The organism is Pseudodesulfovibrio cashew (assembly GCF_009762795.1).
Taxonomy (GTDB): Bacteria; Desulfobacterota; Desulfovibrionia; order Desulfovibrionales; family Desulfovibrionaceae; genus Pseudodesulfovibrio; species Pseudodesulfovibrio cashew.
Map to the genome: position 1 here is coordinate 1,484,004 of NZ_CP046400.1, position 21,319 is coordinate 1,505,322.

Sequence of the window (21,319 nt, forward strand, 5' to 3'; positions counted from 1 at the left end):
CCTAGGCGTCGGCCTCTTCAGGGGCCTTGCCGTTCTCGGGGTTATCCAGAGGCAGGCCTGCCTCGGCCATGACGACGCCGAATTCCTTTTCGTAATCCGCATAGGCGTGAGCCTTGATCTTCGGATCGTTCCAGGGATTCACGTGGTGCTTGGCGCGCGTGTCGTTCGGCATGTTCCTGGTGGGCGACAGGAAGACGCCGGGCAGGTGCATGAGTTTGGAGAACGGGAAGTACGCCATGAGGCAGCTGACCAGGAAGACGTGGACGAAGAAGGAGACGTTGATGGACTCGGGGATGACGTAGTGGAACGTCGCCAGACCCATGGTCAGCTCCTTGATCGCGATGACGTCGACCTTGGCATAGTAGCGCATGTAGATGCCCGACAGGGCGATGGCCAGGATCAGGAACAGCGGGAAGAAGTCCGATACATACGAGATGTAGTTGATCCGGGCGTTGATCAGCCTGCGGCCGAGCAGGAGCAGCACGCCGAGCACCAGACCGGCGTCGGTCAGGTACAGGGTGGGCGCACCGATCTGCAGAATGCCGTCAACGAACTCCAGGGCTCCCACAGGCAGGAACGGGATGGGTTCGAGGAACAGGCGCAGGTGGCGCAGGGCGATGATGAAAAAGGAGTAGTGGAACGTGATGGCGAAGAGCCAGAGCCATTTGCTGGACTTGTAGGCCACCACCGGACCGTCCTTGGTCTCGTGCAGAGACACGGCGGTGTTCCGGAACAGGGACCGGAATGCGAAGACCTCGAGAACCATACGGAAGAAGGTCTGCGCCCCGGTCTGGGGACAGTCAAGCTTGTTCTGCTTGAACATGACGGGATCAAAGGATTTGAACTGACCGCCGGTTGTGGGAATCCGGAAAGGTACGTCGGTCCGGGCCCAGGTGAAGACTTTGTATACAAAGCCGATAAGGAAGATGCAGAACGCCAAGTACGGGATGGAGGCGCCGAACAGGGAGTTCAGATGCGCCGCGCCAACCCCGAACAAGGGGATCAACACCAGGAGAAAGACGAACAGAAGTGAGTAAAGAGCATTCATCTACCGTCACCTCGCTTGAAGGTTGGACTTGCCGGGTCTCACGCCGGAAAGCCTGCCACTAACGGGCCGTGCCTAGACGGTCTGGTGCTGAATGAAAAGACGTATTTTGATGCGCGGTTCCGGTCCCCGGTTGCCCCCTGGACCGGCCGCTCAAAAGCCCGACTCTCCCTTAAGCCAACGCCACACCCCTGGGCGCGTCCCTAATCGGCTGACGAATCAGCCGTAACGTCCGCAATCATACCGGCCTTCCTGAGCAGGTTGCTCTGGGAGCGCTTCACTTCGTCCACGCGCATCCGGTATATCTCTTCGCGACCTTTGGAGTAGATGTCGAACGACATCATGGCCAGGTTGTCCACCCTGGCCTCGAATCGGAGCAGGTCCCCGAGCCTGTCCTCCGCCTGCATGGGTTTGAAGAACTCGTCGCGAAGGAGCTTCTTCAGCAGAAAAACGAAACTGATGGCCTGGGACGGGGTGAAGTCCTGCACGGAGCGGATGCGGATGAGGCGGTCCAGCTCTTCGGCGATCTTCTCGGCGTCCTGCCATTCTATGATCAGGTCGACCAGAGCCCGGGTGGCCTCGAAAATGGCCGCCCCGACCGGATTCTGGAACCGATCCTTCTGCCGGACCCATATTTTTTGGGTTTCCTTGGGGTAGGTTCGGAGGATCAGCTCCGCCCATTTCTCCGACAGCTCGTCCTTGCGCTCTGCAAGTTCGGATTCAAATGTCATTATCTACTCGTAAAAACTGGCAAACTTATAGGGGTGGCTCAGCCCTTCACCTGAGAGAGCCCACAGCGTCACCAGTTATGCTTGTGTAAGTTGTGAAAAGCCTCACGTAAAACTTAGGAACCATATTCCAAACCCCCCGCGAAAGGTCAAGGTTTTTTCAAGGAAAACCCGGCCTGTGAGAAGGGTTCTCAAAGGATAACAAGGGGAATGGAAAACCAGGGTCGTCGCGGTGCCGAGGCGGGTTCTAGTTGCCGGCGATGCGGTTGCGACCGCCTCGTTTGGCCCTGTAGAGCGCTTCGTCCGCCCTGTTGAGCACGGTGCCGATGGACATGTCGCCTTCATCCGCGGTGGAGATGCCGATGGAAACCGTGAAGCTCACGGTCTCCTCCTTGGCCTGGACCCGGATGGAAGCCAGGCGGTCACGCAGTCTTTCCGCCACCTCCGTTCCCGTCTCCTTGGAGGTTTCGGGCAGCACGGCCGCGAACTCCTCGCCGCCCAGCCTGCCGAAGATGTCGGATTGGCGCAGCGTCTCCTTGGTGGCGGCCGCCAGCGCCCGGAGCACGTCGTCGCCCACCTTGTGGCCGTATGTGTCGTTGATGGACTTGAAGTAGTCGATGTCGAGCATGAGCACGGTCAGCGGGCGTCCGTAACGCAGGGCCCGTTCCAGCTCCTTTTCTCCCAGTTGGAAGAATTGGTGCCGGTTGCTGGCCCCCGTCAGGGAGTCGGTGGTGGCCATGCGCTTCATTTCCCGCTGCAGGCGGATGCGCTCGGTGACGTCGTGAATGACCGAGTAGAGCAGTTGGTTTCCCTGAACCATGATCGGGCCGGAGTAGACTTCCACGTCGCGGATCTCGCCGTTGGCCAGGATGTGCTTGAAGATGAAGTAGACCCGATTCTCCTTTCTGGCGGAGAACATCTCCTGGTATATCTCCTCGGGAGAGAGGGCGCTGATCTGCTCCATGCGCATGGCCCGCATCTCTTCCACCGTGTAGCCGTAAAATTCGCTCGCAGCGGGGTTGGCGTCAACGATCCGTCCGGTCCTCGGATTCTCTAGGAGCATGATGGCGTGGTTGTTCTCGAAAAAGGCGCGGTACTGCTTCTCTCGTTCGCGCAGGACCTTGTCGGCCTCGAGCCGGGCTGTGATGTCCCGGAACGTGCCTTCCATGGCAATGGGGTTGCCGTCGTCGTCACGGACCACGTGGGCGTTGGCCTCGACCGTGATGGGCGTTCCGTCCTTGGTTGTCGCGGACAACTGCATGCCGGTCACGGCACCGCGGGTCGCCAACTGATGACGGAGATCCCTGCGCTCATCCGGGTTGGAGTAGAGCATGGCGACGGATTCGCCGATCATTTCCTCGCTGGAGTAGCCGAGGAGTACGGACGTGGCCGGATTGATCATCTGGATGACGCCATCCATGTCGGTGACCACGAAACCCTCACGCATGGATTCGAAGATGCGGCGGAATTTTTCTTCGCTCTTGCGCAGGATCGTCTCCTGCTCCTTGCGGCTGCTGATGTCGCGGATGACGTTGACCACGCCCAAGGGCTCGCCATAGTCGTTGATGATCAGCGAAAGGGAGTTCTCTGCGGGAAATATTTCGCCGTTATGGCGTCGGAGGTCGAATTCAAATTCCGCCTTTTCGTTGCGCTCAAAGGCGTCCACGGTGAGCTTGTGATACCGTTCTGACGCTTCCTGGTTGACGTGCAGGTCCTCCACCGAGGTGTGGCGCAATTCCTCGTTGCTCAGCTGGAACATGGCCTCGGCGGCAGGGTTGGCGTCCATTATCTTCCGTTCCGGCGTCAGGATCAGTACCGCCTCGTTGAGGGCTACAAAGGAGCTCCTCAGCCAGATTTCCTTTTCTGCCAGGGCGTGTTCGATCTTCCGGCGTTCAGTGACGTCTGCGCCCGAGGCGAGGATGCCCACCGGCAGGCCGCCTTCATTGCGCAGAATGCGGTTGTTCCACTCGATGAGCAGGCGTCGTCCATCCTTGGTGATGACCGTGTTGGTGCGAATGTCGTCCGTGTCCATGTTGTCGGCCATGATGGAGTAGAAATAGTCCTTGATCTGATCCCTTTCCTCGGGCGGCACGACAAGGTCTATCCAACTCTGGCCGATGATCTCCCAGCTTTCGTAGCCCAAGGTGTCGCACCCGGTCTGATTCAGGAGCAGAACGGAGCAGGACACGTCCATGGCCAGCACTATGGAACCGACCACGTCGAGGTAGTTGGTGGCCTGGTTGTGGTCCTTCATCAACTGGCGTTCGCGTTCCACGGTCGAAGTCACGTCGTCCACCACTACCAGGGTCAGGACGTCGTCGGTGAAAAAGGCGGGATGGGACGAGACCGTGATGCTGAAAAAACGCTCGGTGTCGCCGATGATGGTCGGCAGATCGAATCGGCACTCCCGGTAGCCGCCGTTTTCGCGGCTGGAAGCTTCGAGGGCTTCGTGGAGCCAGGGGATCGCCCGGGCCAGCGATGACCCTCCGTCGTCCGCGCAGAGCGCCGCTGCGGCCTGGTTCCTGGTCACGATGGTGGCGTCCGGCCCCAGGAGGAATACGGCCAGGGTCAGGCTGTCGAGCACGGCCGGGAAGCTGTCGCTCGCGATCGGCATCTCCGGGCTCAACTGCTTGCGCATTTCTTCGGCCACGATACCGGCCAGCGTCAGCCACGGCGCATCGCCCCCTTCCCCATGCAGGGAAAGGCCGAGGCGTTCGGCCTGAAGCCGAATGCGATCAGCAAGCTTTTTTTCGTACACCATAGGAATATCGATTCCACGCCGCCGGAAAGGCGGACCGTGTCTCCCGTCGTTGGCTGAAATAGCAGAAACTCGCCGGAGGGAATAGCACTATTTCCCGTAAGTTTGGCAAAAAAAGGGTGTTTGTGCAATAGTGTGCAGTTTAATGTGCTGGTTGTTGCGCAAGTTTCCGATGCTTCGGCGGTCAGCCGGACGTAACTCGTTGAAAGAAAAGGGGGCCCGGTTTGGTATGCTCCCTGCATTAAATATCAGTTGTGCCATTGTAGTGCACACTAATTTCATACTTTTAAAGTCTAGAATGTGCAAAACTCGGGAGGCAAGGATGAAATCCGGTTTTTCAATCATGTTGTTGGCTCTGGTCATGGCGGCCACGGCTTTGTCCACCGATGCCCACGCCCTGTTCGGCTTCGGCAAATACGCTTCGGTGGAATCCGTGCAGGGCGTAGTGTCCATACCTGTGTCCGAGGTGAGCGACGGCGAGGCCCACTACTACGAGTTCGATCAGGGCGGGGCCGAGGTGAAATTCTTTCTGCTCAAGTCTTCGGACGGACAGATCCGCGCCGCTTTCGACGCATGCGACGTCTGCTACCGCGAAGGCAAAGGGTACACCCAGGATGGCGACTTCATGGTCTGCAACAACTGCGGCCAGCGCTTTCACTCCTCGCGCATCAATGAGGTGCGGGGCGGCTGCAATCCTTCGCCGCTGACCCGGTCCTTCGATCATGAGAACGTGACCATCAAGGTGTCCGACATCCTGGCCGGGCGCGGGTATTTCCAATGAACATCCTGACAATTCCGCTCAGGAATCTGCGCCGGAAGTGGGTCAAAACCCTGCTGCTCCTGCTGGTTTTCTCCCTCGGAGTGACTTCCATCGTGGCGCTCAATTACGTCTCGGACGTGGTCGGCGGTTCCTTGGAGAAGAAGCTGACCGCCTACGGAGCGAATATTCTGATACTGCCCAGGAGCGAGAAACTCACCGTCAGTTACGGCGGCTTTTCCCTTGGTGACATGGTCCTGGGCGTCTCCGACCTGGACGAACGGGCGGTTGAGGAAAGGGCCGCGTCCATTGCCCTCAAGGATCGCATCTCCGTTGTCGCGCCCAAGCTGGTGGCTATGGCCACGGTGGACGGGACCGGCGTGGGCGTTGTCGGCGTCCGGTGGGATAAGGAAAAAATCCTCAAGGGATACTGGGCCGCCGATGGCGTCTTCCCCTCCTCTGATGGCGAGGTGCTCGCGGGGGCCAAGGCCGCCGAGCGGCTCGGTCTGCATCCCGGCTCCGCCGTGGACCTAGGCGGTCGAGCCCTGACCGTCTCCGGCGTGCTCCATCCCACGGGCAGCGACGACGACGCGGTGCTTTTCGCGGATATGGACTTCGCCCAGCGCAGCTTCGGAACGCCCGGCAGGGTCAACTTCGTGGAAGTGGCCGCCCTTTGCGCCGGCTGTCCCATCGAGGACATCGTCGCTCAGCTCAGCGCGGCCATGCCCGGCACGGATATTAAGGCGCTTCAGTCCGTGGTCAAGCAGCGCATGTATTCGGTCAACTTCGTCAAGGAGTTGATCCTCACGGTGAGCGTGATCATTCTGCTCATCGCCTGCTGCATGGTCGGCGTGACCATGCTTGCCTCGGTCAATGAGCGGATCAAGGAGATCGGGCTGGTGCGCTCTCTGGGGTTTTCACGGCGCGGCGTCTTCGCCGTCTTCTGCTTCGAAGCCATGCTCATAGGCCTGGCTGCGGGCGCGTTGGGCTACGCGGCGGGGGTTCTGCTCAGCGCCAAGGTGCTTCAGGTTCTGGACATGACCGAGGGTGCGCACCTCGCCTTCCAGCCCGCGCACATGGCCGCGACCTGTCTGTTCATCGCGACGGTCTCTGTGTTGGCCGCATTCTTCCCTGCCTGGAAGGCGTCGTCCGTCGAGCCGTCGGGCGCACTGATATCCCTTTAGGAGGTATGGCATGTTAGAAGCCAGAAACATCATGAAGATCTTCCGTTCCGAGGGCGTGGAGACCTGCGCCCTGGCCGGGGCGGACCTGACCGTGGAGTCCGGCGAGTTCGTCTCCCTGGTGGGGCGGTCCGGTTCGGGAAAGACGACCTTCCTGAACATCCTGTCCACGCTCCTGAGTCCGGATTCGGGGCAGCTTCTGTACCGAGGCGAGGATGTCACCGCCTTTTCCCCGGCCCGCCTCAACCGGCTGCGCCAGAAGGATTTCGCCGTGGTCTTCCAGTTCCACTACCTGTTGCCGTACCTCTCGGCCCGGGAAAACGTGTTGCTGCCGTACATGAAGGGTATGAAGACGGTCCCGGCGGAGGTCCGCAGGCGCGCAGACGTCTGCCTGGACAGGGTCGGGCTGTCCGGCAAGGGGAATAAACTGCCTGGCCACCTCTCCGGCGGAGAGCAGCAGCGTGTGGCCATTGCGCGCGCCCTGGTCAAGGAGTCCTCGGTGCTCTTTGCGGACGAGCCCACGGGCAATCTCGACAGGGAAACAGGCGACGCCGTCATGTCCCTGCTTGCCGAACTCCGTGACGAAGGGCTTTCCATCGTCATGGTTACTCATGACAACGAGTACGCCGCCATGGCGGACCGGATGGTAGCCATGGCGGACGGCGTGGTGGGATAGACCGGCCTGGGACTTCCGCTATCGGGTACGGGGGATGGGGCTATCGGCGTACTTATTGAGGATGCGTCTGAGCCCGCCGTTGTCTCGGAGAGCCCTGATCCTGGCGTTGATTGACGGAAGCCATCTGTCCCAGCCCGCCACCCGGTTGAAAACGAAGCGGAGTTCGGACGAATCCACCGGCATGGCCGCCACGTGAAAGTCCTCGGGGGAGAAGTCTTCGCTGTTGCGAATCATCCACTTGGCGGTGATGTCGTCCAGGATGGCGGCGTCCACCCGTCCCGCCTTGACCATGCGCAGGAGCAGGATGTCGTGGTTGACATCGTACCGGTGCGCCTTTCCGGTGGTAAAGAGGGCCTCCACCTTTGGGTAGGTGTAGTTGCGGACGCAGCCGATGGTCTTGCCCGCCAGACTCTCCGGGCCATGGTATTCGAAGGGGGCATCGGCCCGCGAGTAGAGGACGTCCGAGATCTTCAGCACCGGCGCGCTCCACCAGTAGTCGAATCCTTCCGGCATCCAGCCCTTGGCCTCCATGCGGGTGTAGACCTTGTCCGAAGGGGAGTGGAGCAGGGTTCTTGGCTTGGGAATGGGCTCAATGTCTTTCTTCATCTCCCGGGGCATGATCGCCTGGAAGATGTCCAGCGCAGCACCACGCATCTCTCCGTCCTTGGTCATTTCAAACGGGGGCCAGCCACGTGGGAAAAAGGCGAAGGTGACGGTCTCTTCTCCAGCGAGAAGGGGCGTGGAGAGCGCGAGAAAGGTCGCCAGCAGGGTGGCCAGAAAGAGGATGGGTGAGTTTGTCATTGCTCTTGTGGGACAGCGGTTCGAACAAGGCGTATCGGATAGTTTGTCGGAACCCAGTGTACCGGGTTGGCCTGGGATTACAACTTCAATTTTGCCCGGTTTCCCCATTGGACAGAATTTGCTTGTCTCGTCATTGTGTTGGGCATAGTTTCCCTCCCATGCGGAATGTCCTCACCCCCGGCATGCGATACATGCTGCTGGGCACCTTTCTCTTCTCCATAGGCTCGCTGCTCATCAAGGTGGCAGGGGAGCGGGTGCCGACAATGGAGCTCCTGTTCTTCCGGGGAGTCGTGGGCCTGGGTTTCTGCTACACCATTCTGCGCCGCTCGGGCGTCTCCCTGTTGGGCCATCGCCGCCTGCTGCTGGCCACGCGCGGCCTGGTGGGCTTCCTGTCGCTGTTCACCGAATTTTATGCCCTGGTTCATCTGCCGTTGGCCGACGCCACGGCGATCATTTTCACCCATCCGGCCGTTGTCGCCCTGCTGGCCTGGGCCGTGCTGGGCGAACGTCTGGGGCGGGGCGGCATCATGGCCGTGGCCGCAAGCCTGGCCGGGGTCGCCCTGGTCTGCCGTCCCGGCTTTCTCTTCGGTGCGGGAGGGACCGACCTCGACCCGCTGGCCGTGAGCGTGGCCCTTGGCGGGGTTCTGGTCACCGCCCTGGCCATTCTCTCCGTGCGCGCCCTGGCCAAGACAGAGCACCCGGCGGTGGTCATGTTCTACCCGCCGTTGCTCATCGTCCTCTTTTCGCCACTGTTTTCAGGGGGATGGGTGATGCCTACTCCGGGTGAGTGGGCGTGCGTGGCCGGGATAGCCTTGGCCATGAACGCGGGCCAGTACTACATGACGCGGGGCTACGCCATCGAATCGGCGGCGCGCATCAGCGCCGTCACCTGTCTGGAGATGGTGTTCGCCGCCATGTGGGGGATTACCTTCCTGGCCGAAATTCCCGATACGTGGACCCTGGCCGGGGGATCGCTCATCGTCTTCGGCGTCCTGTTGCTTGGGCGCGAGGGACAACGGGAAGCCGAGGCTCAGTCCGCCGCGTGATCGCACTTTCCCGGCGCAGCCGTGCTGTCGGTGAACCCGCTAGAACTTTTCGAAAATTTCCATCAATTCGTCGTCTACGACCTCGGGGTCCGAGGCATTGAGCGTAACCAGGCGGTGCAGGAAGGTGAAGCTCAACTCGTCCATTTCCCGGAATCGCATGGCGATGACGCCGTTTCCGGCCCGGATGACGTCGCCGTCGGCCACGATGCGCACGCTGGGCGAAAGCGGGATGTGCAATTCGGCCTTGGTCCCTACCAGGCAGTCGTCGCACCCTTCGAGCAGCGCGCCCTTGAGGCTCAGGTTCCTGGTCGCCACTGGAATGACCACGTCGTCCACGGTCACGTAGGCCTCGAAACCGGCCTCGACGCGGGTGGAGTGTCGCTTTTCGCTGGACATCATCAATCCTCCTTGTGCTCAGCCTACCATAAACCCGACGCGGAAGGGAAATAGGGATTCCTCCCGCGCCGGTTGTTTCACTATTGAATTTGGCGTACTCCGATACCATGGACATGCAACGACTCAATGCCGCGGTGAGGGCCTGGATGCGCGCTCCCGGCAATAACACCATCGCTCCCGATGCGGATGTGCCCGCCTTCGACACCCCGCTGTTGGGTTGTGCGGCAGGGAATGATCCGCTCTTCGCCTTTCTCAAGGACGACATCGGCCCGGACTTCTACTGGACTCCGGCGGATGCTTTTGCTCTGGCCCACCCGGGCGTGTCCGCCTCTCCGGAAGAACTTTCGGTAGTGGCCTGGATTCTGCCCCAGACCGAAGCGACCCGCAAGGCGCACCGCAGGGCCGGAGAGTTCCCGAGCATCGAGTGGAGCCGGGCGAGACATTACGGCGAGCAGGTCAACGAGCGGTTGCGTGCGCACGTGGTTTCCCTTTTCACGGAGGACGGCATTCCTGCCTGCGCTCCGGCGCTCCTGCCCCAGTGGGAGCGGGCCATATCGGCCAAATACGGCTTTGCCTCGCGCTGGTCGGAACGGCATACGGCCCACGCCTGCGGCCTGGGTACCTTCGGTCTCTCCGACGGGCTGATCACCCCTGCGGGCAAGGCCATTCGGGTCGGTTCCGTAGTCGTCCGCGCCCGCCTTGAGCCTACGCCGCGTCCCTATGCGCATCACAACGAGTGGTGTCTGTTCCATAGCAGGGGCAAGTGCGATGCGTGCATGAAACGCTGCCCGGCCGGTGCCATCACCCCTGAGGGTCACGACAAGGAGAAGTGCCGGGTCTACATCCGGGGCGTCACCGCCCCCTTTGTGGAGCGAGAGCAACTCGGCTTCAAGGTCAACAGTTGCGGCCTGTGCCAGACCAAGGTCCCCTGCGAGTTCCGCAACCCCACCACCCGGCGTCAAGAGGGTTGATTCGACTCTGCCTGTGCGGCGCTGTCAGTTTTCTCGTTTGAAATCAGATGGGGAAGCCGCCTTCGGCGGCATTTTCGGGTGATTTCGCCTCCGGCGGCCAAAGGGGCGGCCCCCCTTTGGAAACCCTGTCTCGCCTTCGGCGAAGCCCTAAAGTGATAATACGTGTCGATCGGCCTCATACATGAGGCCCCTATCCAATACCAAACATCGAAACGTACTCGGCACGAAAGCAGACAACGCGAGAATCTGAGCGAAGCGAACACAAAAAGTTTGGGAGAGTCCAGAGGACCTTTTTCAAAAGGTCCTCTGGTTCCGCCGAAGGCGACCCCCGGTAGGGCCGCCGGAGGACTCTTGCACTCCAACAAACGCGAGCGGGCAACAAAAAAGGCCGGAACCCGAAGGTCCCGGCCCGTCATATCTTGTGATGAATCTGCCTAGTCGTATTCGACGGCGGAGAACTTCATCAGCGCATCCCAGTTGTGGATGGCTTCCACGTAGCGGATGGTGCCGGTCTTGCCGCGCATGACCAGGGAGGAGGTCTCTGCGCCGTGGCCGTGGTAGGTCACGCCCTTGAGGAAGGTGCCGCCGGAGATGCCGGTGGCCGCGAAGAAGAGGTCCTCGGACTTGACCAGGTCGCCCACGGTGAGCACCCTGCGCACGTCCATGCCGTATTCGGCCAGGGCGTTCTTCTCGTCCTGCTTCTGCGGGTCGAGCTTGGCGAACATCTCGCCGCCCATGATGCGGATGGCGATGGCCGAGAGCACGCCCTCGGGGGTGCCGCCGGTACCCATCATGACGTCCACCTCGCAGCGGGGGTCGATGGCCATGAGCGAACCGGTGATGTCGCCGTCGGTGTGCAGCTGGATGCGCGCGCCCGCCTCGCGGATGTCGCTGATGAGCTTCTTGTGGCGCGGTTTGTCCAGGACGAAGACCACGAGGTCGTCCACGTCCTTGTCCAGGGCGCGGGCGATGAGCTTGAGGTTGTGTCCGGTGGGCGCTTCGATGTCCACCACGTCCTTGGCCTGGGCCGGGACCACGAGCTTCTGCATGTAGAAGGACGGGCCCGGATCGAACATGGCCCCGGCAGGGGCCACGCCCACGACCGAGATGGCGTTGGGGCGGCCGTTGGCGAGCAGGTTGGTGCCTTCCAGCGGGTCCACGGCAATGTCCACCTTGGGGCCGTGGCCCAGGCCGAGCTTCTCGCCGTTGTAGAGCATGGGGGCGTCGTCTTTCTCGCCTTCGCCGATCATGACTTTGCCTTCGATCTCAAGGGTGTTGAAACACAGGCGCATGGCATCGACCGCCGCCTGGTCTGCAGAGATCTTGTCGCCTTTGCCGAGCCAGCGGGCGCAGGCAAGCGCCGCGGCTTCGGTGACGCGGACGAGGTCGAGGGCGAGGTTCTTTTGCGGGGCTTCCATAGGTTTCTCCTAGTATTTCTCTCGGATCATGCGGGCAAAGTTCTCGGGGGTGAACCCGTACTTGTCGGACAGGACCTTGCCGGGTGCGCTGGCTCCGAAGTGATCGATGCCGAGCACCACGCCGCCCAGGCCGACATATTTGTACCAATAATCGGTGCGTCCGGCTTCAGCGGCGGCACGGGCCGTCACGTCGGGAGGCAGCACTGCATTCTTATACGAATCCGGCTGTTCGTCAAACAACTTGGCCGACGGCATGGATACGACGCGGACTTTGCGCTTGAAGAGCTTGGCGGTTTCCAGGGCCAGGGAGACCTCGGAGCCGGAAGCGATGAGGATCAGGTCCGGAGTGCCTTCACAGTCCTTGAGGACGTAGCCGCCCTTGGCCGGACCGTCGGTGACCGCCGGGTATTCGGCAGGGTCGAGGATGGGCAGGCCCTGGCGGGTCAGGAAGATGGCCGAAGGCTTTGTCTCATGCTTGAGGGCGAGGTCCAGGCAGGCCTTGGTTTCGTTGGCGTCCGCCGGGCGCAGGTCGATGAGGTCCGGGATGAGCCGAAGCGAGCTGACGTGCTCGATGGGCTGGTGTGTCGGGCCGTCCTCGCCCACCCAGAAGGAGTCGTGGGTGAAGACGTAGAGGACCGGCAGCTCCTGGAGCGCGGACATGCGGATGGCGTTGCGGCAGTAATCGGAAAAGGTCAGGAAGGTCGCGCCGAAGGGCAGCAGGCCGCCGTGCAGCTGCATGCCGTTCATGATCGCGGCCATGGGGAACTCGCGAACGCCCACGGCCAGGTTGCGTGCGCCGTAGCCGTCCACGCCGAAGTCGCCGTAGGTGTTGCGGAAGTTCATGGTCTGGTTGGACGGGTCGAGGTCCGCAGAGCCGCCCACCAGGGTCGGCAGGGAGTCCATGACCGCGTCGAGGCAGGTGCCCCAGGCCTTGCGGGTGGCCATGCTCTCGCCCGGGGTGAATTCGGGCCAGGCAATGTCGAGCTCGGGCCGGGGACGGGTCACGTGGCCCCACATCTCGGCAAAGGCGGCATCGGCCAGCTTGGCGTCCACGCCGTTCTGCCACGCGGCGGCGGTTTCACGCAGGCCGTCGAAGCGGGCGCGGAAGGCGTCGACCACGTCGGCGGGGACATGGAAGTCCTCGGCGGGCAGGCCGAGCTTCTTCTTGGTGGCCGCGATCTCATCGGCCTTCATGGGCTCGCCGTGGGTCTTGTGGCTGCCCTCCAGGGTGGCCGCGCCCTTGGCCATGGTGGTGTGGCCGATGATCAGGGTCGGTTTTTCGGTCTCGAGCTGTCCGGCCTTGATGGCGGCGCGGATCTCGTCGTGGTTGTGGCCGTCCACCTCGATGACGTGCCAGCAGAGACCCTCGAAGATTTCCTTGTGGTTGGTGCAGTCCACCTTGCAGCAGGGACCGGCCAACTGGATCTTGTTGGAGTCGTAGAAGGCGACGATCTTGCCCAGCTTCCAGAGACCGGCCAGGGAAGCCGCGCCCAGGGCGATGGGCTCCTGGATGTCGCCGTCGGATGCCAATACATAAGTGTAATGGTCCATGACGTCGCTGCCGAGCTTCTCGCGCAGGTATGCCTCTGCCGCGGCAAAGCCCACGGACATGGCGAAACCCTGGCCCAGGGGACCGGTGGTGGCCTCGACGCCCGGGGTCAGGTGCACCTCGGGGTGACCCGGCGTCAGGGAGCTGAGCTGGCGGAAGGCCTTGAGGTCATCCATGGACAGGAAGCCGCTCAGGTGAAGCAGGCTGTACTGGAGCATGGACTCGTGCCCGGCGGACAGGATGAAGCGGTCACGGTTGAACCACTTGGAGTCGTCCGGGTTGAAATTGAGGAATTCGGAAAACAGGATGGTGGCGTAGTCGGCGGAAGACATGGCGCCGCCGGGATGGCCGGAGTTGGCCTTGGCAACACCGTCCATGATCAGTCCCTTGACTACGGCAACCGTCTTCTCCGTCAGTTGTGTCATTGTCTTAACCCTTGTTTCGGCCGCCTTTGGTCGCACCGCGGTTGCGGCGTCTCCGGACGGCCCGTGTTTTGACTGCGTTCAGTCCGTTTTATTTCGCAACACTGTCGATGAGGTCGATGCGCCTCTGGTGACGCTCGCCACCGAAATCGGTTTCCAGGAAGGCCTTGAGAATCTCCACGGCCAAGCCCTGGCCGGTGACCCGCTCGCCCATGCAGAGGATGCGGGCGTCGTTGTGCTCGCGGGCCATCCTGGCGAGAAATTCGTTGGTGCACAGGGCGGCGCGCACTCCCATGCGGTTGGCGGTCATGGTCATACCCTGGCCCGTGCCGCAGATGAGCACGCCGAGCTTGGCGTCGTCTTCCTTGATCTTGGCAGCCACGCGTGCGGCGAACAGGGGGTAGTCGCAGGAGTCCAGGCAGTCCGGCCCTTCATCCTCGACAGTGTAGCCCCATTCCTTGAGGGTCTTGATGAAAACCTGCTTGAGGTTGTAGCCGCCGTGGTCGGAGCCGATGACTATGGTTTTACTCACCGTGGGTCTCTCCCGATTGCTTTGACGCTGTCGGCGAAATGCCTTGAGCCGGACTTCCCCCCGGCCTTATCGCCTGGAAAAGCCCATGACCCCGACACGGGGCGGCTGGGCGGACAGCGTCTAGTTGTTTTCGCGCAGGGTGGCCATGCGCGTTTCGCGGTCGGCCGCCAGATCGGCGCGCAGGTTCTCGATTTCCTCTTTCAGGAAACCGATTTGCTTCAGGCAGAGTTCCTTTTCCGCCATCTTGCCCCTGGGCGCCTCGGCGATGCGACCGAGGTTGCCATATTCCTGATTGAGTTCTTTTTCAAGTCTGCTGACCTCGAACCGGGTCAGCGCGGATTTGGACAACCACTTGATTTCGGCCAGCCAGGTGCGCAGGCCGAGCAGAAAAATTCCCAGGATCGTGTCCTCGTTACGTGTCGCTTCACTCATTTCTTGTCCTCGCAAGCGGCTGGAATGCCGGTGCTTCCGGCAGATTTCATCCCGTTGTCAAGCCTGAGCGGGGTGACGTCGCCGGGCAGGGTGAGCCCGGTGGCCTCCGCCGACCAGCCATCAATCTTAAGCTCTCGGGACTTGATGCGCAAGACACCTTTCTCCCCGTTGTCCATGGACAGGGTCAGCATGGCGGGCAGGGGGGACGCGCCGTCCTCTTCGTACCGGTCCACCGCCAGCCGCCACTGCCGTCCGGCGACGCGGGCCGAGGTGGATGTCCCGGCGAGCTCCAGGGGCCTGCCGGTCACGTCGAGTACGACCATGGAGGCAGGCGCTCCGTCGACCGTATAGATCAGGCGGCCTTCCTCCTGCCTGACGGAGCGGTAGGTTTTCGGTGACAGCCCGGAGAAGTCGCCCATGGCGACCTTGCCCAGTTCGTTGAGGGAAAAGGGAAAGGGCATGCCGAGGCGGGTGGCTCCCAGCACCGGATTGACGTGTGCGTAGGCCTTCTTCTCGGAGGGATAGAAGACCAGCAGTCCGCAGTGGTCCTCGCGGATGTGTGCCAGCAGTTTCCCGACGGATGCGGACACGTCCAGGCGCATGGGCCCGCCGAAGTCGCCCCACAGGGAGACCAGGGTGCGGTTGGTGCGCCGGACCGGGTCCGTCCGGGTGTAGTAGAGTGACGCCCGGACGAGCAGCCCCGGCGCCTTTGGGGTGGCGCAGTAGCCTGTGCGGAAGGCTTGCCAGGCCGCTTCCGGGGTGTCCCGGACCGTGCCGTTGACCTTCCTGGCCGCGCAGCCCGCTACGGCCAGCGCCAGCCCGGTCAGGAGCAGCGCCGGGAGAATGCGGGTGCCGATAGATCGGATCATAACGCGTTAAGTTTCCGCTTCACGCTTTTGGCGGACGGGCTATCGAGCTTCAGGGCTTTGGAGTATCCCTTGCGGGCCTCGCTGATTTTGCCCATGGCCTTGGCAATGTCGCCATAGTGTTCCCAGATGGTCGGGTCCTTTCTGACCACGTCAACGGCGTAGCCGATGTTTTCCCACGCCTTGTCGAGCTTGCCCATCTTGAAATAGACCCATGCCACGGAATCAAGGATGTAGCCGTTTTCCGGGTCCAGGCTGGAGGCCTTCCTGACCAGGACCAGCGCGCGGTCCAGGTCGCGGCCCTCCTCGGCCAGGGTGTAGCCCACGTAATTCAGGGCATTGGTGTGGTCCGGGTGGGAGCGCAGTACGGACTCCATGAGCTTGAGGGCCTCGGCACGGCGTCCCGTGGTCTCGTAGAGCATGCCCAGCTCGTAGCTCAGCTCCGGGTTGGCCTTGAGCCGCTCGAGCCCCTGGTCGAAGACGGCCTCCGCACCCTTGACGTCACCCATGCCGCGCATCAGGTTGGCTTCGAGGATGTAAAAGATCGGCCCGTCGGGGAATCGCTTCTTGCCCATGCGCGCCAGCTCCAGGGCCTTGGCATCCTCGCCCTGTGCGTGGTGCAGCTGGGCCTGGAAGCGGAGGGCGTGCGGATAGAGCCGGTCCGTATCCTTGACCTTGGCGAGGTAGCTCAGGGCCTTTGCCGGGTCCTTCTCTCCCTCGTTTGCGATGACGGCCTTATAGAAATAGTATTCCGCCGGGATTTCCCCGCCCGTGGTCAGGGTGTCCAGCACCGTGGAGGCCTGGGCAAAGAAGTCGTCGTTGATGAACATGAGCACCGCGTCGAGCACGAAGGCCTTGGTCGGCGGGCCGTCCAGGGCTACCTTCAGGGCGCGGGCCGGGTTGTTGAGCTTGAGGTTGAGGTTGATCAATCGCAACCGGGCCTCGGGGAAGGGATCTCCCTGGCCCAGGATGCGGGTATAGGTCTTTTCCGCGGACACGTAGTCCTTGTTCAGCTCATACTGATAGGCCAGCTCCACCAGGGCCTCGGTGAAGCCCGGGTCCATCTCCACGGCCTTCCGCAGGTTGCCGATGGCAGCCTTGCGCATGCCGAGGTTGCCCTGAGCGCGCCCCATGCCGTAGAGGGCGTCGGCGTTGCGCTTGTCCTGGGGAATCCGCTTGAATTCGTCCAGGGCCTTGGCGTCCTTGCCCGCGTCCAGGAGCATCTGCCCCATCCGTTCGCGGGCCTGGTAGTCATCGCCATGTCGTTTGAGGTAATCCTCCATGATGTCGATGGCCCCGTCGGTGCGGTTTTCCATGAGGTAGGAGTTGGCCAGATAGACGGTCAGCATCCGGTCGTCGGGGAAGGCTTCGAGCCCTTGGCGCAGGATGCTCCTGGCCTGGGCGGGGCCGCCCTTGTCGTTCCAGAACAACCCTGCCTTTTCGAGGTAGAGCTGGGGAGTTGGTGCGGCCTCGATGAGCCTGCCCAGGGCCGCTTCAGCGTTTTCCCTGAGCTTGAGCACCTCCGCCTTGGTGAGCTTGCTGCTCTTGCCCAAGGCTGCATGTCGCTGGAGTTGCTGCATCTGGTCCTGGTAGACCAGGTAGTCGTAGTTGAGCTGCGCCTCCCTGGTCATGGGCGCGGGCTGCGGAGCCGCGCGTCTGCTCCCTGCGCAACCGGTCAGGGCGGCCAGCGCCAGGATGAGGGCCAGGGCCGCGAGAGCGGCCGGTAGACGGCGGAAATTCATGTTTGCCATATGCGTCCTGTCCTATTCGTGCTCAAGCACCCAGTCCTTGGAAAAATCCTTGATCTTGCCGGTCATGTGTTCCCGTATCTTGGCCAGGAGCCGCGCCTCGATCTGACGGACGCGCTCCCTGGTGACCTCGAACCGCTCCCCAATCTCGCGCAGGGTGACGGGGTCTTCGGAGAGCAGCCGGTCGTCCAGGATGGCCAGCTCCTTCTCGTTGAGGGTCGGCCGGATGGCCTTGATGTTCTCCAGAAGCAGGTCCACGATCTGGTCCGAAGCGATGGTCTCTTCCACGCCGGGGCCCAGTGAGGGCAGGAAGTCCATCTTGGTGGTGTCCGAATCCTCGCCCAGAGGCGTGTTCAGGGACATGTCGTTCTTGGAGAGGCGCTGGTCCATCTCCTCGATTTCCGACTCGGACACGCCCAGGCTCTTGGAGAGCGCCTCGGTGGTCGGGTCGAACCCCAGGGCCTGGAGGCGCTGGCGCTCCTTGTTCAAGTTGTAGAACAGCTTGCGTTGGGTCTGGGTAGTTCCTACCTTCACCATGCGCCAGTTGTCCATGATATACTTGAGGATGTAGGCCTTGATCCAGAACGCGGCGTAGTAGGAGAACTTGATTCCCTTTTCCGGGTCGAACTTGGTCACGGCCTTGAGCAGGCCCACGTTGCCCTCCTGGATCAGGTCCAGGGCGTTCTGCATCCAGCGGCGCTGGAAGTCCATGGCGATCTTGACCACCAGCCGGAGGTGCGAGGATACCAGCTTGAAGGCGGCGTCCTGGTCGTTCTCGTCCTGTACCCGCTTGGCCAGGGCGTATTCCTCTTCGGGATCGAGCATCGGAAAGCGAGCGATCTCCCGCAGGTAGAGCTGAAGGGGGTCGCGCAGGCGCACTTCCTTGGACGAGGGCTGGGCAAAGGCGGGCAGCCGCGTCTCCAGATCCTCCATCTTGGCCGGAGGATTGATCGGCACGCCCATTGAGTCACCGGAATCGTCCTTGGCGTGGGCGTCCTTGAGCGCGTCCTCGTCTATTTCCGTATCGATGTCCTCGTCGATATCCTGTTCAGGATCAACGATCTCGGGCTCCATGGCGGAAGATGTCTTGACTGTATCTGTATCGGGTGTCGGCATGCTATCTTGTGGCGGGCTCCAGTTGCCCGGTTCAATACTAAATATAAGAACAAGGAAAGAAGACTATAGTTTTTACCGCCCCTTTTCAATATTTTTCACCACAGGCAATCTTGTGCAATTTCGTGTCTGTTTTCCCTGGCCTCCAGCGGGGGGTGCGGTGGAAAAGGGGTTGATTTTTGGTTGGACAAAGACTATATCTGGATATATTGATATAAGAATCAAACAGCCCCAAAGCGGGCTTTCAGGAGAGCGACGTGCCCGATTTCAGGTCCATACTCGGTGATGACAAGGTCTATTTTTTTGACGGCGGCTACGGCACCCTGTTGCAGAGCCGGGGGCTGCCCGCCGGGCTGTCGCCCGAGCTGTGGGGCCTGCGCGCGCCGGACGTCATCCGGGGCGTACACCGCGACTATGTGGAGGCCGGAGCGAATATCCTGACCACCAACACCTTCGGCGGCTCGCGGCCCAAGCTCGGGCTGGACGCCGATCCCTACGAGCTGAACAAGGCCATGACCGCCATTGCCCGCGAAGTGGCCGGCGACTCGGTCTTCGTGGCCGCGTCCATTGGTCCTACCGGGCATTTCGTTGAGCCGCTGGGCGACCTGACCTTCCGCGAGCTGGTGGACATTTTCAAGGAGCAGATCCGGGGCTGCGTGGACGGCGGGGCCGACCTGATTCTGGGCGAGACCCACTTCGACCTGGCCGAGGCCAAGGCCGTTGTGGTGGCCGCCCGCCAGGTCTGCAACCTGCCCGTGGCCATGTCTATGACTTTCGAGGGCGAGGCGTCCCTGACCGGGACCAGCCCGCAGACCTTTGTGGACACCATGCAGAACCTCGGCGTGGAGCTCATCGGCACCAACTGTTCCGCCGGACCGGAGCAGATGCGCGAAACCCTCAAGGCCTGGGCCCCTCGTCTGGAAACCCCGACCTTTGCCGAGGCCAACGCGGGCCTGCCCGAGCTGGACGACGACGGCAACACCACCTTCCGCCTGCCTCCCGAACCCTTTGCCGAACAGGCCTGCCAGTTTGTGGATCTGGGCGCCAAATTCATCGGCGGCTGCTGCGGCACCACGCCAGACCACATCCGCGCCCTGCGCGCCAAGGTCGGAGACGCCCCCTGGAAGCGGCCTCAGAAGACCGACGACGCCCAACTGGTGCTGACCTCCCGGGCCGTGTCCGTACCCGTGGGTTTCAACCATCCCGGCGTGGTCATAGGCGAGCGCATCAACCCCACGGGCAAGAAGCAGCTCACCGCTGAACTCCAGGAAGGCGTGTTCACCGAGGCTCTTCGTTTCGCTGCCGAGCAGATCGATCTCGGCGCGCCCGTCCTCGACGTCAACGTGGGCGCGCCCATGGTCGAGGAGGTCACGCTCCTCCCCGAGCTGGTCAAGACCCTGGCCGGACGCTTCCCCACGCCCCTGTCCATCGACTCCAACGACGCCAAGGCCGTGGAGGCGGGCCTCTGGGTCTACCCGGGCTCGCCCCTGGTCAACTCCATCTCCGGCGAGCCCGGCAAGATGGAAGAGCTCGGCCCCCTGTGCAAGCTTTTCGGCGCGCCGTTCATCCTGCTGCCCATCGTGGGGCGCAAGCTGCCCGTCACCGCTGCAGAGCGGCTGGCCGTCATCGAGGATCTGCTGATCACCGCAGAGAGCCTCGGCATTCCCAAGCGGCTGATCATGGTGGACGCCCTGGCCCTGACCGTCTCCTCCAAGCCTGAGGCCGCGCGCCATTCCCTGGAGGTCATGCGCCACTGCCGCGACGAGTGGGGCCTGCCCACCACCATCGGGCTGTCCAACATCTCCTTCGGCCTGCCCGCCCGCGAGCTGCTCAATTCCACCTTCCTCTCCCTCTCCATGGTCTCCGGGCTCTGCTCCTTCATCTCCAACCCCAACTCCGCGCGCATCCAGGAATCCCTGCATGCCGCCGAGGTGCTGCTCAACCGCGACCCACAGGCCGAACGCTACATCTCCAAATTCTCCGGCTGGACCGGCGGTGGCGGCGTACAGACCGTCTCACAGGCAGGTCCTGCGGGCGCTGCCGACGCCTCCCTGCCGCCCGTGCAGGCCGCCGTCATCAAAGGCGACAAGGATAATGTGGTCGCCCTGGTCGAGACCGAATTGGACGCGGGCAAATCCGCCATGGAGATCGTCAACGACCTGCTCATCCCCGGCATCCTGGCCGTGGGCGACAAGTATGAGCGCAAGGAATACTTCCTGCCGCAGCTGCTCCAGTCCGCCGAGACCATGCAGACCGCCTTTGCCCGGCTCAAGCCCCTCCTTGAAGAGGACGAGGCCGCCGGTGAAAAGCCGGTAGTCATCATGGCCACTGTGGAAGGCGACATCCACGACATCGGCAAGAACATCGTCTGCCTCATGCTCAAGAACTACGGCTTCGAGGTCGTGGACCTGGGTAAGGACGTCAAGGCCGAAACCATCGTGAATGCCGCTGCCGAACACAACGCCGCCGTCATCGGTCTGTCCGCGCTCATGACCACCACCATGGTGCGCATGGAAGATACCGTGCGCATGGTCAAGGAACGCGCCATGAACACCAAGGTCATCATCGGCGGTGCGGTTGTCACCGAAAAATTCTGCGACGCCATCGGCGCGGACGGCTGGTCCACCGACGCCATCGCCGCCGTCAAACTGGCGCAGCGTTTGACGCAGTAAGGCGGGTGCCTCCGGCGGCCAGGGGGGAAGGGGAAGAGGGGAACCCTTTGCAAAGGGCTTCCCCTCTTCCCCTTCCCCCCTGGACCCCCCAACCCCATCTCCCCTCCTAAACTCTTTGGCGCGCCTTCGGCGGGGCGAAAGTGGGCGGGAGGGGATGCTTTTTTGCGGGGTGTCGCTGCATTGGGTGAATAAAGGAGGGGAAATCAGG

18 protein-coding genes are annotated in these 21,319 nt (G+C 62.2%); 6 read left to right on the plus strand and 12 right to left on the minus strand.

Annotated elements, in window-relative coordinates:
- Position 1 precedes the first annotated feature (1 nt).
- From dsrM to GM415_RS06590, 3 genes are all read right to left on the minus strand, one after another.
- Entirely contained in the window at positions 2–1,048 is a 1,047-nt protein-coding gene (dsrM, locus tag GM415_RS06580; RefSeq protein WP_158947025.1) for a sulfate reduction electron transfer complex DsrMKJOP subunit DsrM, read from the minus strand.
- 200 nt (positions 1,049–1,248) lie between these two features.
- Entirely contained in the window at positions 1,249–1,776 is a 528-nt protein-coding gene (locus GM415_RS06585; protein ID WP_158947026.1) for an RsbRD N-terminal domain-containing protein, read from the minus strand.
- Between the two features lie 244 nt (positions 1,777–2,020).
- A complete protein-coding gene (locus GM415_RS06590) occupies positions 2,021–4,534 on the minus strand; it encodes a PAS domain S-box protein (protein WP_158947027.1) in 2,514 nt (837 codons plus the stop codon).
- Between the two features lie 319 nt (positions 4,535–4,853).
- Here GM415_RS06590 and GM415_RS06595 point away from each other — a divergent pair, with 319 nt between their 5' ends.
- The 3 genes from GM415_RS06595 to GM415_RS06605 are packed head-to-tail and all read left to right on the plus strand — an operon-like array spanning position 4,854 to position 7,145.
- Positions 4,854–5,312, plus strand: a complete 459-nt coding sequence (locus GM415_RS06595; RefSeq protein WP_158947028.1) for a DUF2318 domain-containing protein — start codon at positions 4,854–4,856, stop codon at positions 5,310–5,312.
- Positions 5,309–6,472 carry an ABC transporter permease gene (locus tag GM415_RS06600; protein WP_158947029.1) on the plus strand — a complete coding sequence of 388 codons (1,164 nt, stop codon included), beginning with the start codon at positions 5,309–5,311 and terminating at the stop codon, positions 6,470–6,472. Before GM415_RS06595 ends, GM415_RS06600 begins: the two co-directional genes overlap by 4 nt.
- Before the next feature lie 10 nt (positions 6,473–6,482).
- Positions 6,483–7,145, plus strand: coding sequence for an ABC transporter ATP-binding protein (locus GM415_RS06605; protein WP_158947030.1), 663 nt, complete (start codon positions 6,483–6,485; stop codon positions 7,143–7,145).
- Between the two features lie 18 nt (positions 7,146–7,163).
- Here GM415_RS06605 and GM415_RS06610 read toward each other — a convergent pair whose 3' ends face one another.
- Positions 7,164–7,946, minus strand: coding sequence for a substrate-binding periplasmic protein (locus GM415_RS06610; protein WP_158947031.1), 783 nt, complete (start codon positions 7,944–7,946; stop codon positions 7,164–7,166).
- Between the two features lie 158 nt (positions 7,947–8,104).
- Between GM415_RS06610 and GM415_RS06615 the strand changes: the two genes are divergently transcribed.
- Positions 8,105–8,992: a DMT family transporter gene (locus GM415_RS06615; RefSeq protein WP_158947032.1), complete on the plus strand. Its 888-nt coding sequence runs from the start codon at positions 8,105–8,107 to the stop codon at positions 8,990–8,992.
- Between the two features lie 39 nt (positions 8,993–9,031).
- Here GM415_RS06615 and GM415_RS06620 read toward each other — a convergent pair whose 3' ends face one another.
- Positions 9,032–9,391, minus strand: a complete 360-nt coding sequence (locus tag GM415_RS06620; protein WP_242012386.1) for a PilZ domain-containing protein — start codon at positions 9,389–9,391, stop codon at positions 9,032–9,034.
- A 110-nt stretch (positions 9,392–9,501) separates the two neighbouring features.
- Between GM415_RS06620 and GM415_RS06625 the strand changes: the two genes are divergently transcribed.
- Positions 9,502–10,359 (plus strand): 4Fe-4S ferredoxin, encoded by an 858-nt coding sequence (locus tag GM415_RS06625; protein WP_242012387.1) that lies wholly within the window; start codon positions 9,502–9,504, stop codon positions 10,357–10,359.
- 434 nt (positions 10,360–10,793) lie between these two features.
- On the opposite strand, the gene glpX is transcribed toward GM415_RS06625, so the two are convergent.
- The 7 genes from glpX to GM415_RS06660 all read right to left on the minus strand — a co-directional run bounded on the left by glpX (position 10,794) and on the right by GM415_RS06660 (position 18,442).
- Positions 10,794–11,777, minus strand: a complete 984-nt coding sequence (glpX, locus tag GM415_RS06630) for a class II fructose-bisphosphatase (protein WP_158947034.1) — start codon at positions 11,775–11,777, stop codon at positions 10,794–10,796.
- Positions 11,778–11,786: 9 nt separating this feature from the next.
- Entirely contained in the window at positions 11,787–13,751 is a 1,965-nt protein-coding gene (gene tkt, locus GM415_RS06635) for a transketolase (RefSeq protein WP_158947035.1), read from the minus strand.
- A gap of 88 nt (positions 13,752–13,839) precedes the next feature.
- A complete protein-coding gene (gene rpiB / locus GM415_RS06640; RefSeq protein ID WP_158947036.1) occupies positions 13,840–14,280 on the minus strand; it encodes a ribose 5-phosphate isomerase B in 441 nt (146 codons plus the stop codon).
- Between the two features lie 120 nt (positions 14,281–14,400).
- On the minus strand, positions 14,401–14,712 hold the full coding sequence (locus GM415_RS06645) for a hypothetical protein (RefSeq protein ID WP_158947037.1): 312 nt from the start codon (positions 14,710–14,712) through the stop codon (positions 14,401–14,403).
- Complete coding sequence (locus GM415_RS06650; RefSeq protein ID WP_158947038.1) at positions 14,709–15,581, minus strand: hypothetical protein; 873 nt, start codon at positions 15,579–15,581, stop codon at positions 14,709–14,711. Before GM415_RS06650 ends, GM415_RS06645 begins: the two co-directional genes overlap by 4 nt.
- The gene (locus GM415_RS06655; RefSeq protein WP_158947039.1) at positions 15,578–17,329 is read right to left on the minus strand and encodes a tetratricopeptide repeat protein; all 1,752 of its coding nucleotides are present in this window, start codon (positions 17,327–17,329) and stop codon (positions 15,578–15,580) included. Before GM415_RS06655 ends, GM415_RS06650 begins: the two co-directional genes overlap by 4 nt.
- 12 nt (positions 17,330–17,341) lie before the next feature.
- The gene (locus tag GM415_RS06660; protein ID WP_242012388.1) at positions 17,342–18,442 is read right to left on the minus strand and encodes a sigma-70 family RNA polymerase sigma factor; all 1,101 of its coding nucleotides are present in this window, start codon (positions 18,440–18,442) and stop codon (positions 17,342–17,344) included.
- Positions 18,443–18,696: 254 nt separating this feature from the next.
- Between GM415_RS06660 and GM415_RS06665 the strand changes: the two genes are divergently transcribed.
- Positions 18,697–21,111 (plus strand): homocysteine S-methyltransferase family protein, encoded by a 2,415-nt coding sequence (locus GM415_RS06665; RefSeq protein WP_158947040.1) that lies wholly within the window; start codon positions 18,697–18,699, stop codon positions 21,109–21,111.
- The last annotated feature ends 208 nt before the right edge of the window (positions 21,112–21,319 follow it).

What these genes read in the sequence shown, in the direction of transcription:
- dsrM (WP_158947025.1), bottom strand. Translation starts at nt 1,048, where the DNA reads ATGAATGCTCTTTACTCACTTCTGTTCGTCTTTCTCCTGGTGTTGATC.
- GM415_RS06585 (WP_158947026.1), bottom strand. Translation starts at nt 1,776, where the DNA reads ATGACATTTGAATCCGAACTTGCAGAGCGCAAGGACGAGCTGTCGGAG.
- GM415_RS06590 (WP_158947027.1), bottom strand. Translation starts at nt 4,534, where the DNA reads ATGGTGTACGAAAAAAAGCTTGCTGATCGCATTCGGCTTCAGGCCGAA.
- GM415_RS06595 (WP_158947028.1), top strand. Translation starts at nt 4,854, where the DNA reads ATGAAATCCGGTTTTTCAATCATGTTGTTGGCTCTGGTCATGGCGGCC.
- GM415_RS06600 (WP_158947029.1), top strand. Translation starts at nt 5,309, where the DNA reads ATGAACATCCTGACAATTCCGCTCAGGAATCTGCGCCGGAAGTGGGTC.
- GM415_RS06605 (WP_158947030.1), top strand. Translation starts at nt 6,483, where the DNA reads ATGTTAGAAGCCAGAAACATCATGAAGATCTTCCGTTCCGAGGGCGTG.
- GM415_RS06610 (WP_158947031.1), bottom strand. Translation starts at nt 7,946, where the DNA reads ATGACAAACTCACCCATCCTCTTTCTGGCCACCCTGCTGGCGACCTTT.
- GM415_RS06615 (WP_158947032.1), top strand. Translation starts at nt 8,105, where the DNA reads ATGCGGAATGTCCTCACCCCCGGCATGCGATACATGCTGCTGGGCACC.
- GM415_RS06620 (WP_242012386.1), bottom strand. Translation starts at nt 9,391, where the DNA reads ATGATGTCCAGCGAAAAGCGACACTCCACCCGCGTCGAGGCCGGTTTC.
- GM415_RS06625 (WP_242012387.1), top strand. Translation starts at nt 9,502, where the DNA reads ATGCAACGACTCAATGCCGCGGTGAGGGCCTGGATGCGCGCTCCCGGC.
- glpX (WP_158947034.1), bottom strand. Translation starts at nt 11,777, where the DNA reads ATGGAAGCCCCGCAAAAGAACCTCGCCCTCGACCTCGTCCGCGTCACC.
- tkt (WP_158947035.1), bottom strand. Translation starts at nt 13,751, where the DNA reads ATGACACAACTGACGGAGAAGACGGTTGCCGTAGTCAAGGGACTGATC.
- GM415_RS06645 (WP_158947037.1), bottom strand. Translation starts at nt 14,712, where the DNA reads ATGAGTGAAGCGACACGTAACGAGGACACGATCCTGGGAATTTTTCTG.
- GM415_RS06650 (WP_158947038.1), bottom strand. Translation starts at nt 15,581, where the DNA reads ATGATCCGATCTATCGGCACCCGCATTCTCCCGGCGCTGCTCCTGACC.
- GM415_RS06655 (WP_158947039.1), bottom strand. Translation starts at nt 17,329, where the DNA reads ATGGCAAACATGAATTTCCGCCGTCTACCGGCCGCTCTCGCGGCCCTG.
- GM415_RS06660 (WP_242012388.1), bottom strand. Translation starts at nt 18,442, where the DNA reads ATGCCGACACCCGATACAGATACAGTCAAGACATCTTCCGCCATGGAG.